At 59.3% G+C, this 18,565-nt stretch carries 14 protein-coding genes; 10 read left to right on the top strand and 4 right to left on the bottom strand.

Features of this window, described 5'->3' with window-relative positions:
* Positions 1–16: 16 nt before the first annotated feature.
* Positions 17–1,351, bottom strand: a complete 1,335-nt coding sequence (locus tag BLW36_RS02865; RefSeq protein ID WP_091384953.1) for a glutamine synthetase family protein — start codon at positions 1,349–1,351, stop codon at positions 17–19.
* A gap of 272 nt (positions 1,352–1,623) precedes the next feature.
* Here BLW36_RS02865 and BLW36_RS02860 point away from each other — a divergent pair, with 272 nt between their 5' ends.
* The 5 genes from BLW36_RS02860 to cysB all read left to right on the top strand — a co-directional run bounded on the left by BLW36_RS02860 (position 1,624) and on the right by cysB (position 8,354).
* Positions 1,624–2,931 carry an NAD(P)/FAD-dependent oxidoreductase gene (locus BLW36_RS02860; protein ID WP_091384951.1) on the top strand — a complete coding sequence of 436 codons (1,308 nt, stop codon included), beginning with the start codon at positions 1,624–1,626 and terminating at the stop codon, positions 2,929–2,931.
* A 190-nt stretch (positions 2,932–3,121) separates the two neighbouring features.
* Positions 3,122–5,437: a TonB-dependent receptor gene (locus tag BLW36_RS02855; RefSeq protein ID WP_170833097.1), complete on the top strand. Its 2,316-nt coding sequence runs from the start codon at positions 3,122–3,124 to the stop codon at positions 5,435–5,437.
* Positions 5,438–5,582: 145 nt separating this feature from the next.
* Entirely contained in the window at positions 5,583–6,263 is a 681-nt protein-coding gene (locus BLW36_RS02850) for a TetR/AcrR family transcriptional regulator (protein ID WP_425286741.1), read from the top strand.
* On the top strand, positions 6,263–7,165 hold the full coding sequence (locus BLW36_RS02845; protein ID WP_091384945.1) for a 5'-nucleotidase: 903 nt from the start codon (positions 6,263–6,265) through the stop codon (positions 7,163–7,165). The genes BLW36_RS02850 and BLW36_RS02845 overlap by 1 nt, the downstream gene beginning before the upstream one ends.
* Before the next feature lie 217 nt (positions 7,166–7,382).
* A complete protein-coding gene (gene cysB / locus BLW36_RS02840) occupies positions 7,383–8,354 on the top strand; it encodes an HTH-type transcriptional regulator CysB (RefSeq protein WP_091384943.1) in 972 nt (323 codons plus the stop codon).
* A gap of 98 nt (positions 8,355–8,452) precedes the next feature.
* On the opposite strand, the gene BLW36_RS02835 is transcribed toward cysB, so the two are convergent.
* From BLW36_RS02835 to ppsR, 3 genes are all read right to left on the bottom strand, one after another.
* On the bottom strand, positions 8,453–8,737 hold the full coding sequence (locus tag BLW36_RS02835; protein ID WP_091384941.1) for a hypothetical protein: 285 nt from the start codon (positions 8,735–8,737) through the stop codon (positions 8,453–8,455).
* Between the two features lie 194 nt (positions 8,738–8,931).
* Positions 8,932–10,263: an aminodeoxychorismate synthase component I gene (gene pabB / locus BLW36_RS02830; protein ID WP_091384939.1), complete on the bottom strand. Its 1,332-nt coding sequence runs from the start codon at positions 10,261–10,263 to the stop codon at positions 8,932–8,934.
* A gap of 78 nt (positions 10,264–10,341) precedes the next feature.
* Positions 10,342–11,169: a posphoenolpyruvate synthetase regulatory kinase/phosphorylase PpsR gene (ppsR, locus tag BLW36_RS02825; RefSeq protein WP_091384937.1), complete on the bottom strand. Its 828-nt coding sequence runs from the start codon at positions 11,167–11,169 to the stop codon at positions 10,342–10,344.
* Positions 11,170–11,340: 171 nt separating this feature from the next.
* On the opposite strand from ppsR, the gene ppsA reads away from it, so the two are divergent.
* The 5 genes from ppsA (at position 11,341) to BLW36_RS02800 (ending at position 18,549) form a co-directional block, all read left to right on the top strand.
* Positions 11,341–13,704 carry a phosphoenolpyruvate synthase gene (ppsA, locus tag BLW36_RS02820; RefSeq protein ID WP_091384936.1) on the top strand — a complete coding sequence of 788 codons (2,364 nt, stop codon included), beginning with the start codon at positions 11,341–11,343 and terminating at the stop codon, positions 13,702–13,704.
* A gap of 539 nt (positions 13,705–14,243) precedes the next feature.
* Positions 14,244–14,711 carry a L,D-transpeptidase family protein gene (locus BLW36_RS02815; RefSeq protein WP_342027484.1) on the top strand — a complete coding sequence of 156 codons (468 nt, stop codon included), beginning with the start codon at positions 14,244–14,246 and terminating at the stop codon, positions 14,709–14,711.
* A 129-nt stretch (positions 14,712–14,840) separates the two neighbouring features.
* Complete coding sequence (gene rraA / locus BLW36_RS02810) at positions 14,841–15,320, top strand: ribonuclease E activity regulator RraA (protein WP_091384934.1); 480 nt, start codon at positions 14,841–14,843, stop codon at positions 15,318–15,320.
* Between the two features lie 58 nt (positions 15,321–15,378).
* On the top strand, positions 15,379–16,221 hold the full coding sequence (locus BLW36_RS02805) for a DMT family transporter (RefSeq protein ID WP_091384932.1): 843 nt from the start codon (positions 15,379–15,381) through the stop codon (positions 16,219–16,221).
* Positions 16,222–16,314: 93 nt separating this feature from the next.
* On the top strand, positions 16,315–18,549 hold the full coding sequence (locus BLW36_RS02800; protein WP_091384930.1) for an acyl-CoA dehydrogenase: 2,235 nt from the start codon (positions 16,315–16,317) through the stop codon (positions 18,547–18,549).
* Positions 18,550–18,565 lie beyond the last annotated feature (16 nt).

The following is an 18,565-nucleotide window of genomic DNA, read 5'->3' as shown; positions in this document are numbered from 1 at the left end:
GTTGGTCGGCGACGCGCTACACGTTCAGCAGCAAGTACTCGCGCTCCCAAGAGCTGATTACCCGGTTGAACTCCTCGTACTCGTCGCGCTTGATGGCGCTCCAGGCGCGCACAAACTTTTCGCCAAACATTTCCGCTGCCTCCTCGCATTCGAGCAGCAGGCTGAGTGCGTGCTCCTGGGTGCGGGGCAGGGTGATTGGCTCGATGGAGCAGTCGCCCCTGTATGGCGCGCTGGGTTCCACCCGGTTGATCATGCCCAGATAGCCACAGGCGAGGGAGGCTGCAATCGCCAGGTAGGGGTTACAGTCCGCACCCGGGAAGCGGTTTTCCAGTCGCTTGGCCTGGGGTGAGCTGTCTGGTACGCGCAGTCCGGTGGTGCGGTTGTCGTAACCCCAGTGCAGACTGGTGGGCGCCGCCATTTCCGGTGTGAAGCGCCGATAGGAGTTCACGTTCGGGGCGAAGAAACTGATAAAGCCCTGCGTGTATCTCTGCATGCCGCCGATGAAATGCAGGAAGGTGTCATTCTCCCGGCCTTCGTCGTCGACGAAGATGTTCTTGCCGGTTTCCGCATCGACAATGCTCTGGTGAATATGCAGGGCACTGCCGGGTTCGTCCTCCATCGGCTTGGCCATGAATGTGGCATAGATGCCGTGGCGCAGCGCGGTTTCACGGACCGTGCGCTTGAAGGTGAAAACCTGGTCCGCGAGCTTGAGCGGATCGCCGTGCAGGAAGTTGATCTCCATCTGCGCAGTGCCGGATTCGTGAATCAGCGTATCCACGTCCAGTCCCTGGGCTTCGGAGAAATCGTACATGTCCTCGATGATCGGCTCGTATTCGTTGGCCGCGTCGATACTGTAGGACTGGCGTGTCTTCTCGGTGCGGCCGGAGCGCCCGACCGGAGCCGACAGTTTCTCGTCCGGATCCAGGTTGCGTTTGACCAGATAGAACTCAACTTCCGGAGCCACTATTGGCTGCCAGCCTTTTGCCGCGTACTTGTCCAGCACGAACTTGAGGATATTGCGCGTGCTGATCGGGTGGGGCTTGCCGTCCCGCGTGTAGCAGTCATGAATGATCTGTGCCGTGGGCTCATTGGCCCAGGGGTTCAGCCGTATAGAATCCGGGTCGGGAACCAGCAGCATATCGGTATCCGCCGGGTCCACCAATTCATTGTGTTCGTCGACGTAGTCGCCGGTAACTGTCTGCACCAGAATGCTTTCCGGTAAACGGCTGTCTTCGGTCAGGAACTTGTCCGTGGGGGTAAATTTCCCCCGCGCATTGCCGGACATGTCGGGCACCAGGCACTCAACCTCCGAAATATCGTGTTCTGCGAGCCACCTTGTAATCTTGTCCATTTTGCACCTTGATCGGAATGATCTCTCCCCGTTTTGGGTTGCATTAGTATACGCCCGGTCCTACTGTGCGCGCGGCCATATCTACCGCAAAGCGTTTTTGCGGCTGCCGCCGGGCGCGTCGCGTCGGGCTGAAAAAATGTGATCGGTCGGGAATAACCGATCACAGGCTTTGATTATGACAAGAAACCGAATTATTATTCAATATAAATTGAATGATTGTTCGGTTTTTGGCCGATCTGAAGGCCCGAAGGGTCACGCTTGGAGACATCTGTATGAGCGCCACTGGCACGGTAAGCAAACTGGTCGGCCACGCCGACTCCTATTACGCGGCAAGTGCGAATCCGGCACCTATCTATCCGCAACTCGAAGGCACGGTCGAGGCCGACGTGTGCGTGATAGGGGCGGGCTACACCGGGCTGTCGTCGGCACTGCACCTGGCGGAGCGCGGCTATAAGGTGGTGGTGGTCGAAGCAGAGCGCATTGCCTGGGGAGCCTCCGGTCGCAACGGCGGCCACGTCGGGGTAGGGCAGCGCCGCGGCCAGGAAGACCTGGAAAAAATGTTGGGGCTGGATACCGCCAAGCAACTCTGGGATATGAGCGTCGAGGCAGTACAGCTGGTCGAAGAGCTGATCAACAAACACAACATTCGCTGCGACCTGAAGCGCGGCATCATGCACCTGGCCGCGAAGCGCAGCCACAACGAATATCTCAAGGAAGAGACCGAACTCCTGCGGGATCGTTATGGCTATGAGCAGATCCGCTATGCCGACGAGGAAGAGGCGCGTACGTTATTGGGCTCCGAGCGCTATTTTGGCGCGCAGATCGACAGCGGCTCCCTGCACCTGCATCCGCTGAATTTCGCCCTCGGGCTCGCCGATGCCGCGGCCGCGGCCGGGGTCGAGTTCTATGAACACAGTCGGGTGACAAAGTACCGCGGTGGTTCTCCCTGTGTGGTGGAGACGGCGAAAGGGCAGGTAAAAGCCAAAAACGTTGTGCTGGCCTGCAATGGCTATCTGGGCAAGCTCGAACCGCGCATGGCGGGTAAGATCATGCCCATCAACAACTTTGTGCTCGCTACCGAGCCGCTGTCGGAATCCCTAGCGCAGGAGCTGATCGCCAACGATTACGCGCTGCAGGACACCCTGTTTGTGATCGACTACTGGAAGCTTTCCGGTGACAACCGCCTGATCTTTGGCGGGGGCGAAAACTACAGCTCGCGCTTCCCGCAGGATATCCGCAGCTTTGTGCGCAAATATATGCTGCGCGTCTATCCACAGCTCGCCGATACGCGCATCGAGTTCGGCTGGGGCGGTACGCTGGCCATTACCCTGAATCGAATGCCCCATCTGGGCAGGCTCGAACCCAATGTCTATTACAGCCAGGGCTACTCCGGCCACGGTGTGCCCACCGCCACCTTCGCCGGCAAGCTGATTGCAGAAGTCATAGCCGGGACCGAAGAGCGGTTTGATATACTGGCGCAAATTCCAACGCCCACTTTTCCTGGAGGCACGCTGTTGCGTTGGCCCGGCCTGGTAGCGGGAATGCTCTATTACAGCCTGAAGGACAAGCTTGGCGGCTGATATTCATTCTGCCGCAGCGGGTCTACCGGGGGTTGTTTAGGACTAAAATTTCAAAGTTGAATAATACTTCGGTTTGTGGGATAACAGACTTTCAAGTTCACTCGCTGGGTTAGCACCATCGGCGGTTTCGGATGAGCAACCCTGAATAAAAAAAACGACGGGGGCGACCATGCCTGGATCAAACAAAGCTTTGTATACGAATAAACACGCGCTGGCCTCCGCCATCGGTGCGGCAGTGATTGCTGTCAGTACCGGGGCCTCCGCTGCGCAAATTGAAGAGGTGACAGTCACGGCCCAGATGCGGGCCGAGTCGCTGAAGGATGTACCGATGGCCGTGAGCGCCTTTACCGGCGATATGGTCAAGAACAGCAACCTGAAAGAGTTCAAGGATCTGTTCGCGCTGACGCCGGGCGTGTCCGGCGAGACCAACGATTCCTTTTTCGATTCGGTCTCCGTGCGCGGCGTGAACAACAACAGCTTCGGCAGCGGCAGCGACCCGGCCCTCGGCGTATTCCTAGATGGCGTCTACCAGAGCCGCACCGGTGCGACTCCGAGCATGTACGACCTGGAGCGCGTTGAGGTGGTCAAGGGGCCGCAGGGCACCCTGTTCGGCCGCAACACCGCCTCCGGTGCCATCTCGATGGTTTCGCGCAAGCCTGGCGACAGCTTCGCCGGAGAGATTTCGGTCGGTGCCGGTCAATACGGTCGTCAGGAGTTTGAAGGCAGCGTCGATATGCCGCTGGGCGACAACCTTGCCGTGCGCATCGCCGGCATACACAAGCAGGAAGACGGCCATATCGAAAACCTCGCCGGCGGTCGCGACCTGGGTGCCAGCGAGACCGACGCGATGCGCTTCACCGCGGTTTACGACGGCCTGGAAAACACCACTGTCACCCTGTTGGCGCAGTACGAGGACCGCAACGGCGACGGTACCATCTACCGCGCGCTGGACACCGATGCCGACTACGACCAGGTATACAACGATGCGCAGGGCGTGGACGAGTCCGAAATCGGTGATGTGATCCTGACCGTGGAGCACGACCTGGCCGGCGGCAATACGCTGTCGTCGATCACCGGTTACAAGACCCACAACTACACCTATGTCGAGGATTTCGACGGTACCGCCAACCCCATCGACACCTACGTGCGCGATCAGTCCGGTGACTTCTTCAGCCAGGAGTTCCGCCTGACCTCGAACAACAGCGGCATGTTCAATTATGTGATCGGTGCCTCCTACTATCAGGAGGACGTGAACGCGTTCTTCGCCGGCATCGACAGCGAAGACTTCATCTGTGACGGCATCTACGCCGACGAGTGGGAAGAGGGCCTGGGCACCTTCGACACCTGTGCGAGCCTGCCGCAGGACGTGATCGACGAGGCCTTCGGTTTCGAGGGTGAACCCTGGGAATACGCACCGGGCGGCCTGTCCATCGAAGCGGCGGATACCTTTGGTGAATACTCCGGTTGGGGTGTTTTCGCCAACACCACCTTCGACTTTACCGACGCCACCAGCCTCGGACTGGGCGTTCGCTATACCAGCGATACCAAGACCTATAAGGTCGTGTCCCCCTGGCCCGACACCTGGACCGGTGGCTGGAACTACCAGGCGATGTATACCGATGACGCCGGCATCACCGGTGATAACACCTGGACCAACATCTCCGGTCGCGCCACGCTGAACCACGACATCAATGAGAACGTAACCGTGTACGGCAGTGTGGCCACCGGCTACAAGTCCGGCGGCTTTGACTATCTGTCTTACCACATCACCGATCCGGCATACGGTAACGACGAGGACAGCCAGTACGCGTGGCTCGACGAGCAGGGCTACGAAGTGAACGCAGGTAATGCCGAGCCCAGCCGTTTCGACGAAGAGAATGTCCTGTCCTACGAGCTGGGCCTGAAGGCGCGTTTGCTGGACAACCGTCTGGCGCTGAACGCGGCTGCTTTCCAGTACACCTACGACGATCTGCAGCAGGCGTTCTTCGTCGGTGCGGCAGCGATCACCCGCAATGTGGGTGAGTCTGAAGGTCGTGGTCTGGAAGTGGACGCCCGCTGGCTGATTACCGACAACCTGGACCTGTACCTGGGTATGGCGTGGCTGAACACCGAATTCACCGGTGCGCCAGAAGAACTGTGTGATGCCTGCGACGGCAACGAGATGGCCTTCTCGCCGGAGTTCTCCTCCGCGACCGTGCTGACCTATCACCAGGCTACTGGACTGGGTGAAATCAATTACTCAGCGGAGTACACCTTCACCGGCGAGCAGTGGTCCGATCTCGAGAACACCGAGGAGGTCAAGTTGAACAGCCGCGATATCGTCAACCTGCGCGTGTCCCTGACAGCGCCGGATGAGAGCTGGACTGCCGGTATCTACGCTGAAAACCTGTTCGACGAAGAGTACTACCACTGGGGTTACGCCGAAGCGCTGTACAACCTGCCGGCCACCAAGACGGATCCCTCCCGCGGTCGTTTGGTCGGTGTAAACCTGGATTACCGCTTCTAAACAGAAGCTGTTGCTCCCAGGTTGATACAAAAAAGCCGGCGCTAGACGCCGGCTTTTTTGTGCCGCTAATCCGCCAGTGTCCCCCTCGAAAACGTGGAGCCAATTGGTGGTAAACTGACGTTACTTCTAAACAGGGGCAGTGACTTTGTCGAATACTGAGCAGAAAAAGCGCAAAAGCCAGCTGACACCCCGCCGGGAACCGGTCCAGGCGCGGGCGCGCGAGCGCACCCGGCAGATTCTCGATACCACGGGTCGTCTCCTGGAAGAGGTGGGTCTCAACGATCTCACCACCATCCTTATCGCCAAGGAGCTCGGCGTCTCCGTCGGCTCACTGTACCACTATTTTCCCAACAAGCATGCGATTCTCTATGCAATGGGTGAGCAGTGGCTGGCCAGTATGACGGCCGCTCTGGAGGAACTGGCGCAGCAGGATCTGGAAAACGTGTCCCTGCAGGCATTCGTCGCCGAACTTCTGGAACGGCTGGTGGCCGTATACCGGGAGCAGCGCGGTTTGCTGCCGCTGGTGCAGGCGATGTGGGGTATTCCCGAGTTACACGAGCTGGACGAGCGCCATGACGAACTGGTGATCAACCATCTCACCGATATGTTCAAACGCCTCGGCTTTGTCTGCCCCCCGAATGAAATGAACCGGCTCGCCCGCGCCACGCTGGAGACCTGTCACGCGCTCGTCCTGGTGGTCGTCAATCAGCAGGGCGTGCGTTCCCGCCGCACCCAGGAGGATCTGCAGCAGATGCTGTTTACACTGCTGGACTCGCACCGCGAGGAGAGCCGTCCGGCCGGGCTGGACGACGTGGAGGCGCCGTGATGGCACAACGGGCAGAGAAACTGGTCATCGCCATCTCCTCGCGGGCACTGTTCAACCTGCGCGACAGCCATCGGGTGTTTGAGGAGCAGGGGCTGGATGCCTTCTCCGCCTACCAGATAGAGCGGGAAAACGATGTCCTGGAAAAGGGTGACGCCTTTCCGCTGGTGGAGAAATTTCTGCAGATCAACGACCGCCTCGAGGGCGAGCCGCGCGTTGAAGTCATTTTACTGTCACGCAACAGTGCCGATACCGGCCTGCGCGTATTCAATTCCATCGAACACTACGGCCTGACCATCACCCGCGCGGCATTCTGTAACGGTGAGAGCCCCTATCGCTACATCGCGCCGTTCGGCTGCCATCTGTTTCTGTCTACCGATGGTCGCGATGTGCGTCACGCGCTGGAGCAGGGCGTCGCCGCGGCTACCCTGATCGCCGGTGGTGCGCGGCAGCGCCGCGATGACACGCTGCGTTTTGCCTTCGACGGCGACGCGGTGCTCTTTTCCGATGAGGCGGAGCAGATCTTCAAGCGCGACGGGCTGGCAGCGTTCACCGCTGCGGAGCGCGCCTCGGCGCAACAGCCTCTCGGCGGTGGCCCGTTCAAGGGATTTCTTGAGGCATTGCAACAGCTGCAGGCAGAGTTTGGCGCGGACGACTGCCCGATCCGTACCGCCCTGGTGACGGCGCGTTCGGCTCCAGCCCACGAACGAGTGATTCGCACCCTGCGCGCCTGGAATATCCGTATCGACGAATCGGTGTTTCTCGGCGGCCTGCCCAAGGGCGAATTTCTCCGCGCCTTTGGTGCCGATGTCTTCTTTGACGACCAACCGGCACACTGCGCTTCCGCGGCCGAGCACGTCGCCACCGGCCATGTGCCGCACGGTATCGCCAATCAGGACGCTTAACCGATCTTCTCCACTCGGAGGTAATAGCTGTCTGAGTACGTCCGTACAGAATTGGCATTAGGCGTCATGTCGGAGAAAATCCCTCTGCAGTTGGCCCCGGCCCGATTTCGCTGCTATTCTTTTCTCGCATAAACTTAGTCAGTTTTTATAACAATCGGCCTATCCGCTGAAGGGGCGTTGTCGCGGGGAAGGGCGCGCCAGGCAAAAGGGAGATTTTATGAAGCTGCAGCAGTTGCGATATATCTGGGAAGTGGCGCATCACGACCTCAATGTTTCTGCGACAGCACAGAGCCTCTATACCTCACAGCCAGGTATCAGCAAGCAGATCCGCCTTCTTGAAGATGAACTCGGGGTGGAAATCTTCGCCCGCAGCGGCAAGCACCTGACCCGGGTGACACCCGCCGGGGAGGCGATACTCAAGACCGCCGGCGAGATTATGCGCAAGGTGGAAAACATCAAACAGGTGGCTCAGGAGTTCAGTAACGACAAGAAGGGCAGCCTGTCCATCGCCACCACCCACACCCAGGCGCGCTACGCGCTGCCACCGGTCATCAAGTCCTTTATCGCCCGCTACCCGGAGGTGTCCCTGCATATGCACCAGGGGACGCCGATGCAGATTTCGGAGATGGCGGCGGACGGTACTGCGGATTTCGCCATTGCCACGGAGGCGCTGGAGCTGTTCAGTGACCTCGTCATGATGCCGGTCTATCGCTGGAACCGCTGCGTGCTGGTGCCCAGGGACCACCCGCTGTGTCACCTGAGCAAACTGAGCCTGGAAGAAGTGGCGAAACACCCGATCGTCACTTATGTGTTCGGCTTTACCGGTCGTTCCAAGCTGGACGAGGCCTTTCTCGAAAAAGGCCTGTCACCCAAGGTGGTGTTTACCGCGGCCGACGCCGATGTGATCAAGACGTATGTGCGCCTGGGGCTGGGCATTGGCATCGTCGCCGACATGGCGGTTGACGAAGACGATGAGGACCTGGTGGCGCTGGATGCCAGTACACTCTTCGAATCCAGCGTAACCAAAATCGGCTTCCGCAAAGGTATCTTCCTGCGTGGCTTTATGTATGAGTTTATCCAGCAGTTCGCTCCGCACCTGACCCGTGAATTTGTCGATCAGGCCGCGCACGCGAGCAGCCGCGCAGAACTCGACGAGCTGTTTTCCAATCTGGAGCTGCCGATCTACTGACGCTGCCGATTTAGCAATAAAAAACGCGGCCTATAGCCGCGTTTTTTATTGCTCGGTGGCTCCACTGCATTGTCGATTGGCGCAGGCGTCCAAGGCGCTTATGCCACGGCGATCTTCTGCAGAACTTCTTTGACCAGTTTAAAGTAAACGGTGTAGATCTGCGGTGGCCGGCCGTCCTCTTCAACGAGGAAAAAGGGGGCGCGCTCCACACTGTATTGCCGCGCAATCTGCATACCTTCACTCTGCTCATCGCGCACATCGGCGATCAGTGTCTGATCGATAAAGCGCAACAGATCCTGCTCTTCGAGCTTCTGCTGCACGTCGCGACACTTGGCGCAGGGTGAGCCATCGGCGAGTATTTTCTTGACCAGCGTAATCTTCACAAAGACTCCCCAGCAGACGAGAGCCCGGCGGGCTACTCCGATTGGCGCAGAATCTAGCAAAGACCTTTATAACTTTGAAATATCAATAGTGGATAGGCATATAACCAAACGCGCAGACACAGGACTGCGGTCGAGGCACCCCGCTGCCTGCCGCATGATTGGCAGCAGGCAAGGCTCCAACCGGCGCGGGCGCCTCAGGGGAGGAAGCGTTCGACGGTTTGCAGCAGTAAACGCACCTTGTTCAGGCATTCCTCGTGTTCTGCCGCCGGATCCGAGTCCGCAACAATACCGCCACCTGCGGCACAGGTGATGCGGCCGTTATTGGCACTGAATGTGCGAATGGCGATATTGGTATCGGCATGGCCGCAGGTGCTGACATAGCCGATGCTGCCGCAATAGACGCCGCGCGGACTGAGCTCCAGTTCGCGAATGATCTGCATTGCGCGGCGCTTGGGCGCACCGGTGATGGAGCCGCCGGGAAAGCAGGCCGCCAACAGGTCCGCATAGGCGTACTCGTCGGGGAGGTCGCCGGTGATCACGCTGACCAGGTGGTGAACGTTGGCGAAGCTGGCGAGCTGGAATAACTCCGGCACCCGTACACTGCCGCGCCGGCAAAGCTTGCCAAAATCGTTGCGCAACAGGTCGACGATCATCAGGTTCTCGGCCCTGTCCTTGGCGCTCTGCTGTAGAGCGAGCGCGGCGCTGGAATCCTCTTGCGGATCCTCGCTCCGCGGCGCGGTGCCCTTGATTGGCTCCGTCTGCAGGCTGCTGCCATCGGCGCGGATAAAGCGCTCCGGAGACATACTCAGCATCGCACCTTCCGGCAGCGCCATAAATGCGGAAAATGGCCCGGCTGCGCGGGCGCGCAGTGCCAAGTAGGCTGAGAGCAGGTCGCCTTCATATTCGGCGGTAAAGCGCTGGGTGAAATTCGCCTGGTAGATATCGCCCGCGGCGATATAGTCCAGCACCCTGGTGATTCGTTTGCGGTATTCCTCCGCCGAGAGCTCGTGCGCAAATGGCTGCAGCAGACGGAATTCGCCGCAGCGGGGCTCAGTCTGCCAGCGTACCGCGGTAAAGCGTGCTACCAGGTCGCGCATCTGCACTTTTGTACAGGCCGGGTGGAATACCAGGTGGGCCGCGCCCAGCTGGTGATCGACGATCAGCGCCCAGCTGTACAGGCCGAAAAAGCCGGCGGGGAGATCCGTGGGGCGCAGATCCGGTGGCAGAAAATTGCCCTGCATGCCCAACTCATAGCCGGCGTAACCGATAACGCCACCGCAGAAGGGCAGCTGTGCGTCGCGGTCCTGGGGGCTCAGCTCACACAGCAGGTCGTCCAGCTGCACAAAAGGCTGGTCGCTGTCCGCCTGCAGTTGCAGTGTGCTGATCGGGTCAGCGCTGATAATGTCATAGCGTCCCCCGTCTGCGCACGGCCGCCCGCTGTCCAGCCATACCGGCGCGGGCAAGTCGGCAATGGCCTGAAAGGCCACCGCGGTATTGGTGGAGTAGGGCAGAGAGACGATTTGCATTTCACAATACGGCTGTCAGAAGACGGCGCACACTACACACTTTACGCGCACAAGAAAAGGCCACCGCGGCGGCCTGCTTCAGTCGATGCGACGCTCGATCCCTGCCTGAGACATCAGGCGTGTGGCCAGCTCCTCCACCGATAGCTGAGTTGCATTCAGGTATGACACCTGCGCGCGCCGCAGCATCTGTTCGACCTGGCGCACTTCGAATTCGCACTGATCTATAGAAGCGTAGCGGCTGTTGGCCCGGCGCTCCTGGCGTATTTGCATCAGGCGCCGGGGATCGATAGTCAGACCGAACAGCTTGTCGCGGTATGGGCGCAGTATCTTCGGCAGTGCCGTCGAGTCCATGTCTTCTTCCGTGATCGGATAATTCGCCGCGCGCAGACCGAACTGCAGGGCCAGGTAAAGGCAGGTCGGCGTCTTGCCGGAACGGGATACACCTACCAGGATCACGTCGGCCCGCTCAAATTCACGAACGCGGCGGCCATCGTCATTGTCCATGGCAAAGTGCACCGCCTCGATGCGGTCGCTGTAACGACGATCGTTGGCGATGCCGTGGGATACGTTGACCGACTGCGCCGGATCGCGCCCGAACAGGTTGGCCAGCGGCGTCAGGTAGCTCTCAAACACGTCCAGCATCAGGGCGGAGCTCTGATGAAGCTGCTGGCGGATCTGGTCGGAAACGATACTGGTGATCATGATGGGCTGCAGGCCGGATTCCGCGGCTGTCTGCTCGATTCGTCTCAGCGCCTGGTGGACCTTTTCGCTGGAATCGATGTAGGGCAGGGTAACCTGCTCAACGTGCTGATCGCGGAATTGCGCGAGCAGGCTGTGGCCAATGGCCTCTACGGTCAGGCCAGTGCCGTCGGAAATAAAAAATGCGGTGCGCTTGTTCTTTGCCATCTCGTTCTCAGATCTGGTTGGCGATGCGCGCAGTGTAAAGCGTTTTGACGCTCAGGTCGCGGCACGGCTTGTAGAAAATTTACAACATATTTGACCATTTTTACGGGCTATTTTTTACAAGCCTCATCCTTATAATCGGCCGCCACAATTCCTGCTTCAGAGGGCCTGCACTTGACGAACTTCACCATCGAATTCGCGAAACTGGGTATGGGGGATGTCGACAAGGTCGGCGGTAAAAACGCATCGCTCGGCGAGATGATTTCATCTCTGGCTGGCGCCGGCGTCAGTGTGCCGGGCGGCTTTGCCACCACCGCGGACGCCTTCCGTGCCTTCCTGGCCCACGAGCAACTCGAACAGCGTATCGCCGAGCGCCTGCAGACGCTGGACGTGGAGAATGTCACCGAGCTGGCCAAAGCCGGCGAGGAGATTCGCGGCTGGATTCTGAATACGCCGTTCCCCGCCCAGCTGGAGCAGGAAATCCGCGACGGCTACGAGGCCCTCGGTGGCGGTGAGACTGCCGTGGCAGTGCGCTCGTCGGCAACCGCAGAGGATCTGCCTGATGCGTCCTTCGCCGGCCAGCAGGAGACCTTCCTCAATATCCGCGGTATCGATGCGGTACTGAAGGCCGTGCACGAGGTCTTTGCCTCCCTGTACAACGACCGTGCCATCGCCTACCGGGTACACACCGGCTACGCCCACGCAGGCGTGGCACTGTCTGCCGGTATCCAGCACATGGTGCGCAGCGAAACCGGAGCCGCCGGTGTTATGTTCACCCTCGACACCGAGAGCGGTTTCCGCGACGTGATCTTTATCACTGCCGCTTTCGGCCTCGGCGAGACAGTGGTGCAGGGCGCAGTCAATCCGGACGAATTCTATCTGTACAAGCCGGCGCTGGATGCGGGCCGCCCCGCAATCCTGCGCCGCAATCGCGGCAGCAAGGCGATCAAGATGGTGTACGACCAGAGCGGTGAATGTGGACGCTCGGTCAAGACTGTGCCGGTAGCGGATGAAGATCGCCAGCGCTTTGCGCTGAGCGACGAAGAGCTGACCAGCCTGGCACTGCAGGCGCGCAAGATCGAGGATCACTACGGCCGTCCGATGGACATCGAGTGGGCCAAAGACGGTGATACCGGCGAATTGTTTATCGTGCAGGCGCGCCCGGAGACCGTGCGCTCCCGCGATGCGGGTACCCACATCGAGCGCTATCACCTGCGTGAGCGTGGCGAGGTGCTCTGCGAGGGCCGCGCCATCGGTCAGCGTATCGGCGCCGGACGCGTGCGGGTGCTGGAATCCGTCGAAGACATGGCGGCCATGCAGGATGGCGAAGTCCTGGTCACCGATATGACCGATCCAGACTGGGAGCCGGTGCTGAAAAAGGCCAGTGCCATCGTTACCAATCGTGGTGGGCGGACCTGTCACGCGGCCATTATTGCGCGCGAGCTGGGCATTCCGGCGGTCGTCGGCTGTGGTAATGCCACCGAGCTTCTCTCCAGCGGTACACCGGTGACCGTATCCTGCGCCGAAGGCGACACCGGTTTCGTGATGTCCGGCGAGCTGAACTTCGAGCGCGAAGAGACCGAAGTCAGCGATATGCCGGAACTGCCTTTCAAGATCATGCTCAATGTAGGCAACCCCGATCGCGCCTTTGCGTTCAGCCATCTGCCCAACCAGGGGGTAGGGCTGGCGAGGCTCGAATTTATTCTGAATCGCATGATCGGGATTCACCCGAAGGCGCTGCTCGAACTGGACAAGCTGCCGGAGGACCTACAAAAGAATATCCGCGAGCGCATCGGCGGCTATGCCTCGCCGGAAGATTTCATCGTGGAAAAGCTGGTCGAGGGCATCGCTACCCTGGCCGCGGCCTTTGCGCCGAACCGCGTGATCGTGCGCCTGTCTGACTTCAAATCCAACGAATATGCGCACCTGGTCGGTGGCCAGTTGTACGAGCCGAGCGAAGAGAACCCGATGCTGGGATTCCGCGGCGCCGCCCGCTATCGCTCTGCGGATTTCCGCCAGTGCTTTGCGCTGGAGTGCCGCGCGCTGAAGAAAGTGCGCGACGAGATGGGGCTGACCAATGTCGAAATCATGGTGCCGTTCGTGCGCACGCCGGAAGAGGCTGCGGAGGTAACCGGTCTGCTGGCGGACAACGGGCTGAAGCGCGGTGAAGCGGGGCTGAAAATCATCATGATGTGTGAGCTGCCGTCCAACGCGCTGTTGGCGGAGGAGTTCCTGCAGTATTTTGACGGCTTCTCGATCGGCTCCAACGACCTGACCCAGCTGACGTTGGGACTGGACCGGGATTCCGGCCTCGTTGCGGATCTGTTTGACGAGCGAAATCCGGCGGTCAAGGCGTTGCTGTCCAGGGCCATTCAGGCGTGCAAGAAGGCGGGCAAATATGTCGGCATTTGTGGTCAGGGACCATCGGACCACAAGGATTTCGCCCGTTGGCTGATGGATGAAGGCATAGACAGTGTTTCGCTTAACCCGGACACTGCCGTAGACACCTGGCTATTCCTCGCCAACGAGGAAGCCTGATGTTGCATGCAAAGCGGCCCAATTGGGCCGCTTTTGCATTTTGATCAGTGAACCCGGCCGGTAAAGTTTCCGCCGAATTCCCTATAGCCGCACGCTCATTTTTAGACTTCTGTTGCAAGCCTACCGCTAGATTGCCCAATTTTTTCCTGCCTTTCTCATGGGTAACTTAATAACCAGACACTAAGTTCAAGCTCCATCCCAATAACCCCAGTTGGGTAGAGAATAATTCAATCTAAGCGCCTACAGCTGCGTCGATAAAATCGAATTAGTCCTACTGCGAAGCAAGAAGCGGAAACGGCGTTGCACTTATCGCAACAGGGCATTTCCGGCGGCTGTGAAATTACGCAACACCGTCTGGCGAATGACCGCAAAGCCCGCCGGCTTTTTCTTCCATCGGGCTCGACGTCAAATAGATAAAGCAGTTGAGGTGAGCTATGCACTCGAACAGAACCATTCGCATTCCATGGTTACACGCCTACCTGCTGTTGGTTATGACGGCATTGCTGTGCACTCCCTCGGCATGGGCTCATCCCCGAGGCGTGAATTGGTTTGACGATGCCGCGGCGGTCAACACTTCGGGGGCGGCATCAATACGAATCAGCTTGAGTGAGCAGCGCGCCTACTTTTACAAGGGTGGCCGCCTCATCGGTGTATCCAAGGTTTCTTCCGGCAAGCGTGGTTACAGCACGCGGCCAGGGCATTTCCGTATTTTGTCCAAACATCCGAATCACCGCTCCACCATTTATGGCAGTTACGTCGACAGAAGGACCGGTCGCGTGGTCAAGGCCGACGTGAATACCCGCAAGGACCGTCGCCCACCGGGTACCTATTACCGCGGTGCCAAGATGAACAACTACCTGCGCTTCAACGGCGGTATCGGTATGCACGCCTCCGGGCATGTGCCCAACTATCCGGCCTCTCATGGATGTGTGCGCATGCCGCCGCATATGGCCCAGAAGTTCTTTCAATATTCACGGGTTGGCACGCCGGTGAGAGTGACCCACTAAATCGCATGGCGAATTTGCTACCGGGTGTTATCCGCCGGCGTGATACCCGGTATTTTTGTATACCGCTGCAACTGTCACGCCGAATCGCTATCATCATGGCACTAGCCACCAGTCAATACGGGGGAGTAAATGGCGATTTCCACTCCAGATCTGTGCGATGCCCATCCGGACCTGATTCAAGTCGTTGAACCGATGTTTGTAAACTACGGTGGACGCGAGCAGTTCGGCGGCCAGATAGTCACCATCAAGTGCTTCGAAGACAATTCCCTGGTACGCGAACTCGTCGCCGAAGAAGGTACCGGTAAAGTGCTCGTTGTCGACGCCGGCGGATCCATGAGGCGCGCTTGCCTCGGCGATATGCTGGCGGAAAAAGCCTGCGCCAACGGCTGGGAGGGCATCGTGATGTACGGGTGTATCCGCGATGTGGATGAGATTTCTGGACTAGAGTTAGGGGTACAGGCACTGGGAACGCACCCGATGAAAACCGAAAAGAAGGGGATCGGCGAGAGGAACCTGGCCGTTACCTTTGGTGGTGTAACATTCCGGCCTGGTGAATATTTGTACGCAGACAATAACGGCGTGATTGTTTCCCCGCAGCCACTGATCTGAGGGCCTGCACCCCAAGCGGGAATCCGGCGCCGAGAGTAGCAAACTTGAGCGTTACAACTTGGTAGTACCGGAGACATTTGTTTACGGGCTGGTTCTGTTGTCAGCACTGGCCCACGCCGTATGGAATGCGGTAGTCAAGCACAGCGCAGAAGGCTTTCTGCAGCTGGCGATGATCCGCAGCGTCGGATTACTGATCGGCATTCTTCTCGCAACGCAGCTACCCGCACCGGAGCCAGAGGCAATAGGCTTCCTGTTGGGTGGTGCATTCTTTCAATACATCTACTTTTTCCTGCTTACCCGGTCCTACCGTGCACTGGACTACGGCACCGCCTATCCCCTGGCCCGGGGAGTAACACCATTATTGGTCGCGCTCGCGGCGTTGCTGTTTCTCGATGAGTCTCTACAGCCGCTGCAGTTGACTGGTGTATTGCTGGTGAGCTGCGGCATTCTCGCTCTATTAATGAAAGAGCTGCGTGTACCTAGCACTGGAATTTTGCTATCGCTGGGTACTGGTATCGCCATCACCGGTTACACAACACTGGGCGCCGCCGGTGTGCGTGCAGTTGGCAACCCGCTCAGCTTTGTCGCCTGGCTGGAGATACTCTCGGGGGCCGGAATTCTCCTCGCCGTGCTGTTAACCCAGCCTCTGCGCGGTTTTGCCTTTGCGCGGGCTAACCTGTTGCGCGGCTCAGCCTCGGGAGTGCTGGCCAGTGGTGGCTTTGCCATCGCGCTGTGGGCCACCTCGGTGATGCCGGTAGCGGCGGTGGCAGCGACGCGCGAGACCAGCATACTTTTCGCGTCGGTGATCTCTGTCTATGTTCTGAATGAACGCTTTTCCGTTCGGCGGTTGATTGCGGCGCTGATTATCTTTACCGGCGTCGGCGCACTGGCATTCGCTTGACGTCGTCGCCTATCATTGTGAGCTGACATCCCTTATCAGCTCCCGGCACAGCGATCTCTGTGTCCGAGTATTTTTGCCACATGGAAGGTCAAAATGAGCGACTTGCGCAAAAAGTGGATTACGGCGCCACTACTCAATCTGATCAAAAAAGTCCTGCCGCCGATCTCGGAAACGGAACGAGAGGCGATGGAAGCGGGTGAGGTCTGGTGGGATGCGCAGTTGCTGTCGGGTAAGCCAGACTGGGAGCAGTTGCTCAGTATGGGGCCGCCCAGCCTGAGTGAAGAGGAACAGGCGTTTCTGGATGGCCCGGTCGAGGAACTGTGCCAAATGGTGGACGACTGGCAGATCAGCTTTGAGGAGCACCGTATCCCCGACGAAGTCTGGGATTTCCTCAAGAAAGAGCGCTTCTTCGGCATCATCATCCCGAAGGAATACGGCGGTCTCGGCTTCTCGCCAACCGCGCACGCCGAGATTGTTACCAAGATCTCGACGCGCAGCACCAGTGTTGGCGTAACCGTCATGGTGCCCAACTCTCTCGGACCTGGCGAACTGCTGATGGCGCACGGTACCGATGAGCAGAAGGATTATTACCTGCCGCGCCTGGCGGACGGGCGGGAAATCCCCTGTTTCGGGCTGACCAGTCCCGAGGCCGGCTCCGATGCCGCGGCCATGGTCGACAATGGAGTCGTCTGCTACGGCGAATATAAAGGGGAGAAAACCCTGGGGATGCGGGTCAACTGGCACAAGCGCTATATCACGCTAGGGCCGGTGGCAACCATTCTCGGTCTCGCATTCAAACTCTACGATCCGGACCATATACTCGGTGACAAGGATGAACTGGGTATTACCGTTGCATTGGTTCCCACCGATACCGAGGGCGTGACTATCGGCCAGCGCCACCTGCCGGCCATGCAGGCATTCCAGAACGGACCCAACTGGGGCAAAGACGTTTTTATACCGATGGAGTGGATTATCGGCGGCCAGGAAAACGTCGGCCGCGGCTGGCACATGCTGATGAGTGCGCTGGCCGCGGGGCGGGGTATCTCACTGCCGTCATTGTCCACCGGCGGGGCGAAAATGGCGGCCCGCACCACCGGCGCCTATGCGCGTGTGCGCGAACAGTTCAGTATACCGATCGGCAAATTTGAGGGCGTGCAGCGGCGCCTGGCAGAAATCGCCTCTATCGCCTACGTCCTCGATAGCGCCCACAAGACAACGACGCGCGCCCTCGACGAGGGTCGTAAACCCGCCGTGGTCTCCGCCATCATGAAGGCGCACGCCACTACCGGGCTGCGCCAGGCCATCAACGATGCGATGGATATCCACGCCGGCAAGGCGATCATGGATGGCCCGCTGAATTACATCGGCAATGTTTACCGGGCCGTGCCGGTGGCGATCACCGTCGAGGGCGCCAATATCCTCACCCGCAGCCTGATGATTTTTGGCCAGGGCGCCATCCGCTGCCATCCCTACCTGCTCGATGAAATGATGGCGGCCGAGAATCCCGATACCGAAGAGGGGATCGAAGCGCTGGATGAGCTGCTGCCGAAGCATATGTGGTTCCAGCTCAAGACCTTCCTGCGCGGCGTTTTCCACGGGTGGACAATCGGGCTCTTCGCCAGCAGCCCCAAGGGCGTAGGCGCAGCCGCCAAATACTATCGACAGTTGAACCGCTATTCCGCGGTACTGACCCTGGTCACCGAGATCTCGCTGATGTCGCTTGGCGGTGAGCTGAAGCGCAAAGAGCTGATCTCTTCGCGCCTCGGCGATGTATTGAGTCAGCTGTACCTGTTGAGCTGTGCGCTGAAACGGTTCAAGGACGACGGCAGCCCCAAGGAGGATCGGCCCCTGCTGGAGTTTGCGATGCGTGCAGGGCTGCACGAAATCGAGGTCAGCCTGCTGGAGGTATTTCAGAACTTCCCGCGCCGCTTTCTCGGTCAGCTGATGCATTTCCTCACCATGCCCTGGGGACACAGTGTCCACACGGCCTCGGATCGTCAGGCACGGGCCTGCGCCGATCTGTTGATGACCCCTTCGGAGAGCCGCGACCGGCTTACCAAGGGGGTATTTCTCGGCAATCCCGGCGATGGCGTCGACCTGGTCGAACAGGCGTTCAACAAGGTCTGCGCCACTGAAGAGGCGAGGGATAAGCTCAAAAAAGGTGGTATTCGCACGCTGAACCATCAAACGATCGACGACGGCCTGGAGCGAGGCCTGATCAGTGAGGAGGAGGCGGAAAAGCTGCGCGATACCGCAGATGCGGTTGATTTGGCCATCCAGGTGGACCACTTCGACCAGCTCAGCCCGGAAGCTGCCGGTGCCCGCTAGGAGCCAGCCACACTCT

This window comes from Microbulbifer marinus (assembly GCF_900107725.1).
In the GTDB taxonomy this organism is placed as follows: domain Bacteria; phylum Pseudomonadota; class Gammaproteobacteria; order Pseudomonadales; family Cellvibrionaceae; genus Microbulbifer; species Microbulbifer marinus.
This window is presented reverse-complemented; position numbering and strand designations above follow the sequence as displayed.

Coding starts and splice junctions, on each gene's coding strand:
- rraA (WP_091384934.1), top strand. CDS start 14,841: ATGGCGATTTCCACTCCAGATCTGTGCGATGCCCATCCGGACCTGATT.
- cysB (WP_091384943.1), top strand. CDS start 7,383: ATGAAGCTGCAGCAGTTGCGATATATCTGGGAAGTGGCGCATCACGAC.
- BLW36_RS02865 (WP_091384953.1), bottom strand. CDS start 1,351: ATGGACAAGATTACAAGGTGGCTCGCAGAACACGATATTTCGGAGGTT.
- BLW36_RS02845 (WP_091384945.1), top strand. CDS start 6,263: ATGGCACAACGGGCAGAGAAACTGGTCATCGCCATCTCCTCGCGGGCA.
- ppsR (WP_091384937.1), bottom strand. CDS start 11,169: ATGGCAAAGAACAAGCGCACCGCATTTTTTATTTCCGACGGCACTGGC.
- pabB (WP_091384939.1), bottom strand. CDS start 10,263: ATGCAAATCGTCTCTCTGCCCTACTCCACCAATACCGCGGTGGCCTTT.
- BLW36_RS02800 (WP_091384930.1), top strand. CDS start 16,315: ATGAGCGACTTGCGCAAAAAGTGGATTACGGCGCCACTACTCAATCTG.
- BLW36_RS02860 (WP_091384951.1), top strand. CDS start 1,624: ATGAGCGCCACTGGCACGGTAAGCAAACTGGTCGGCCACGCCGACTCC.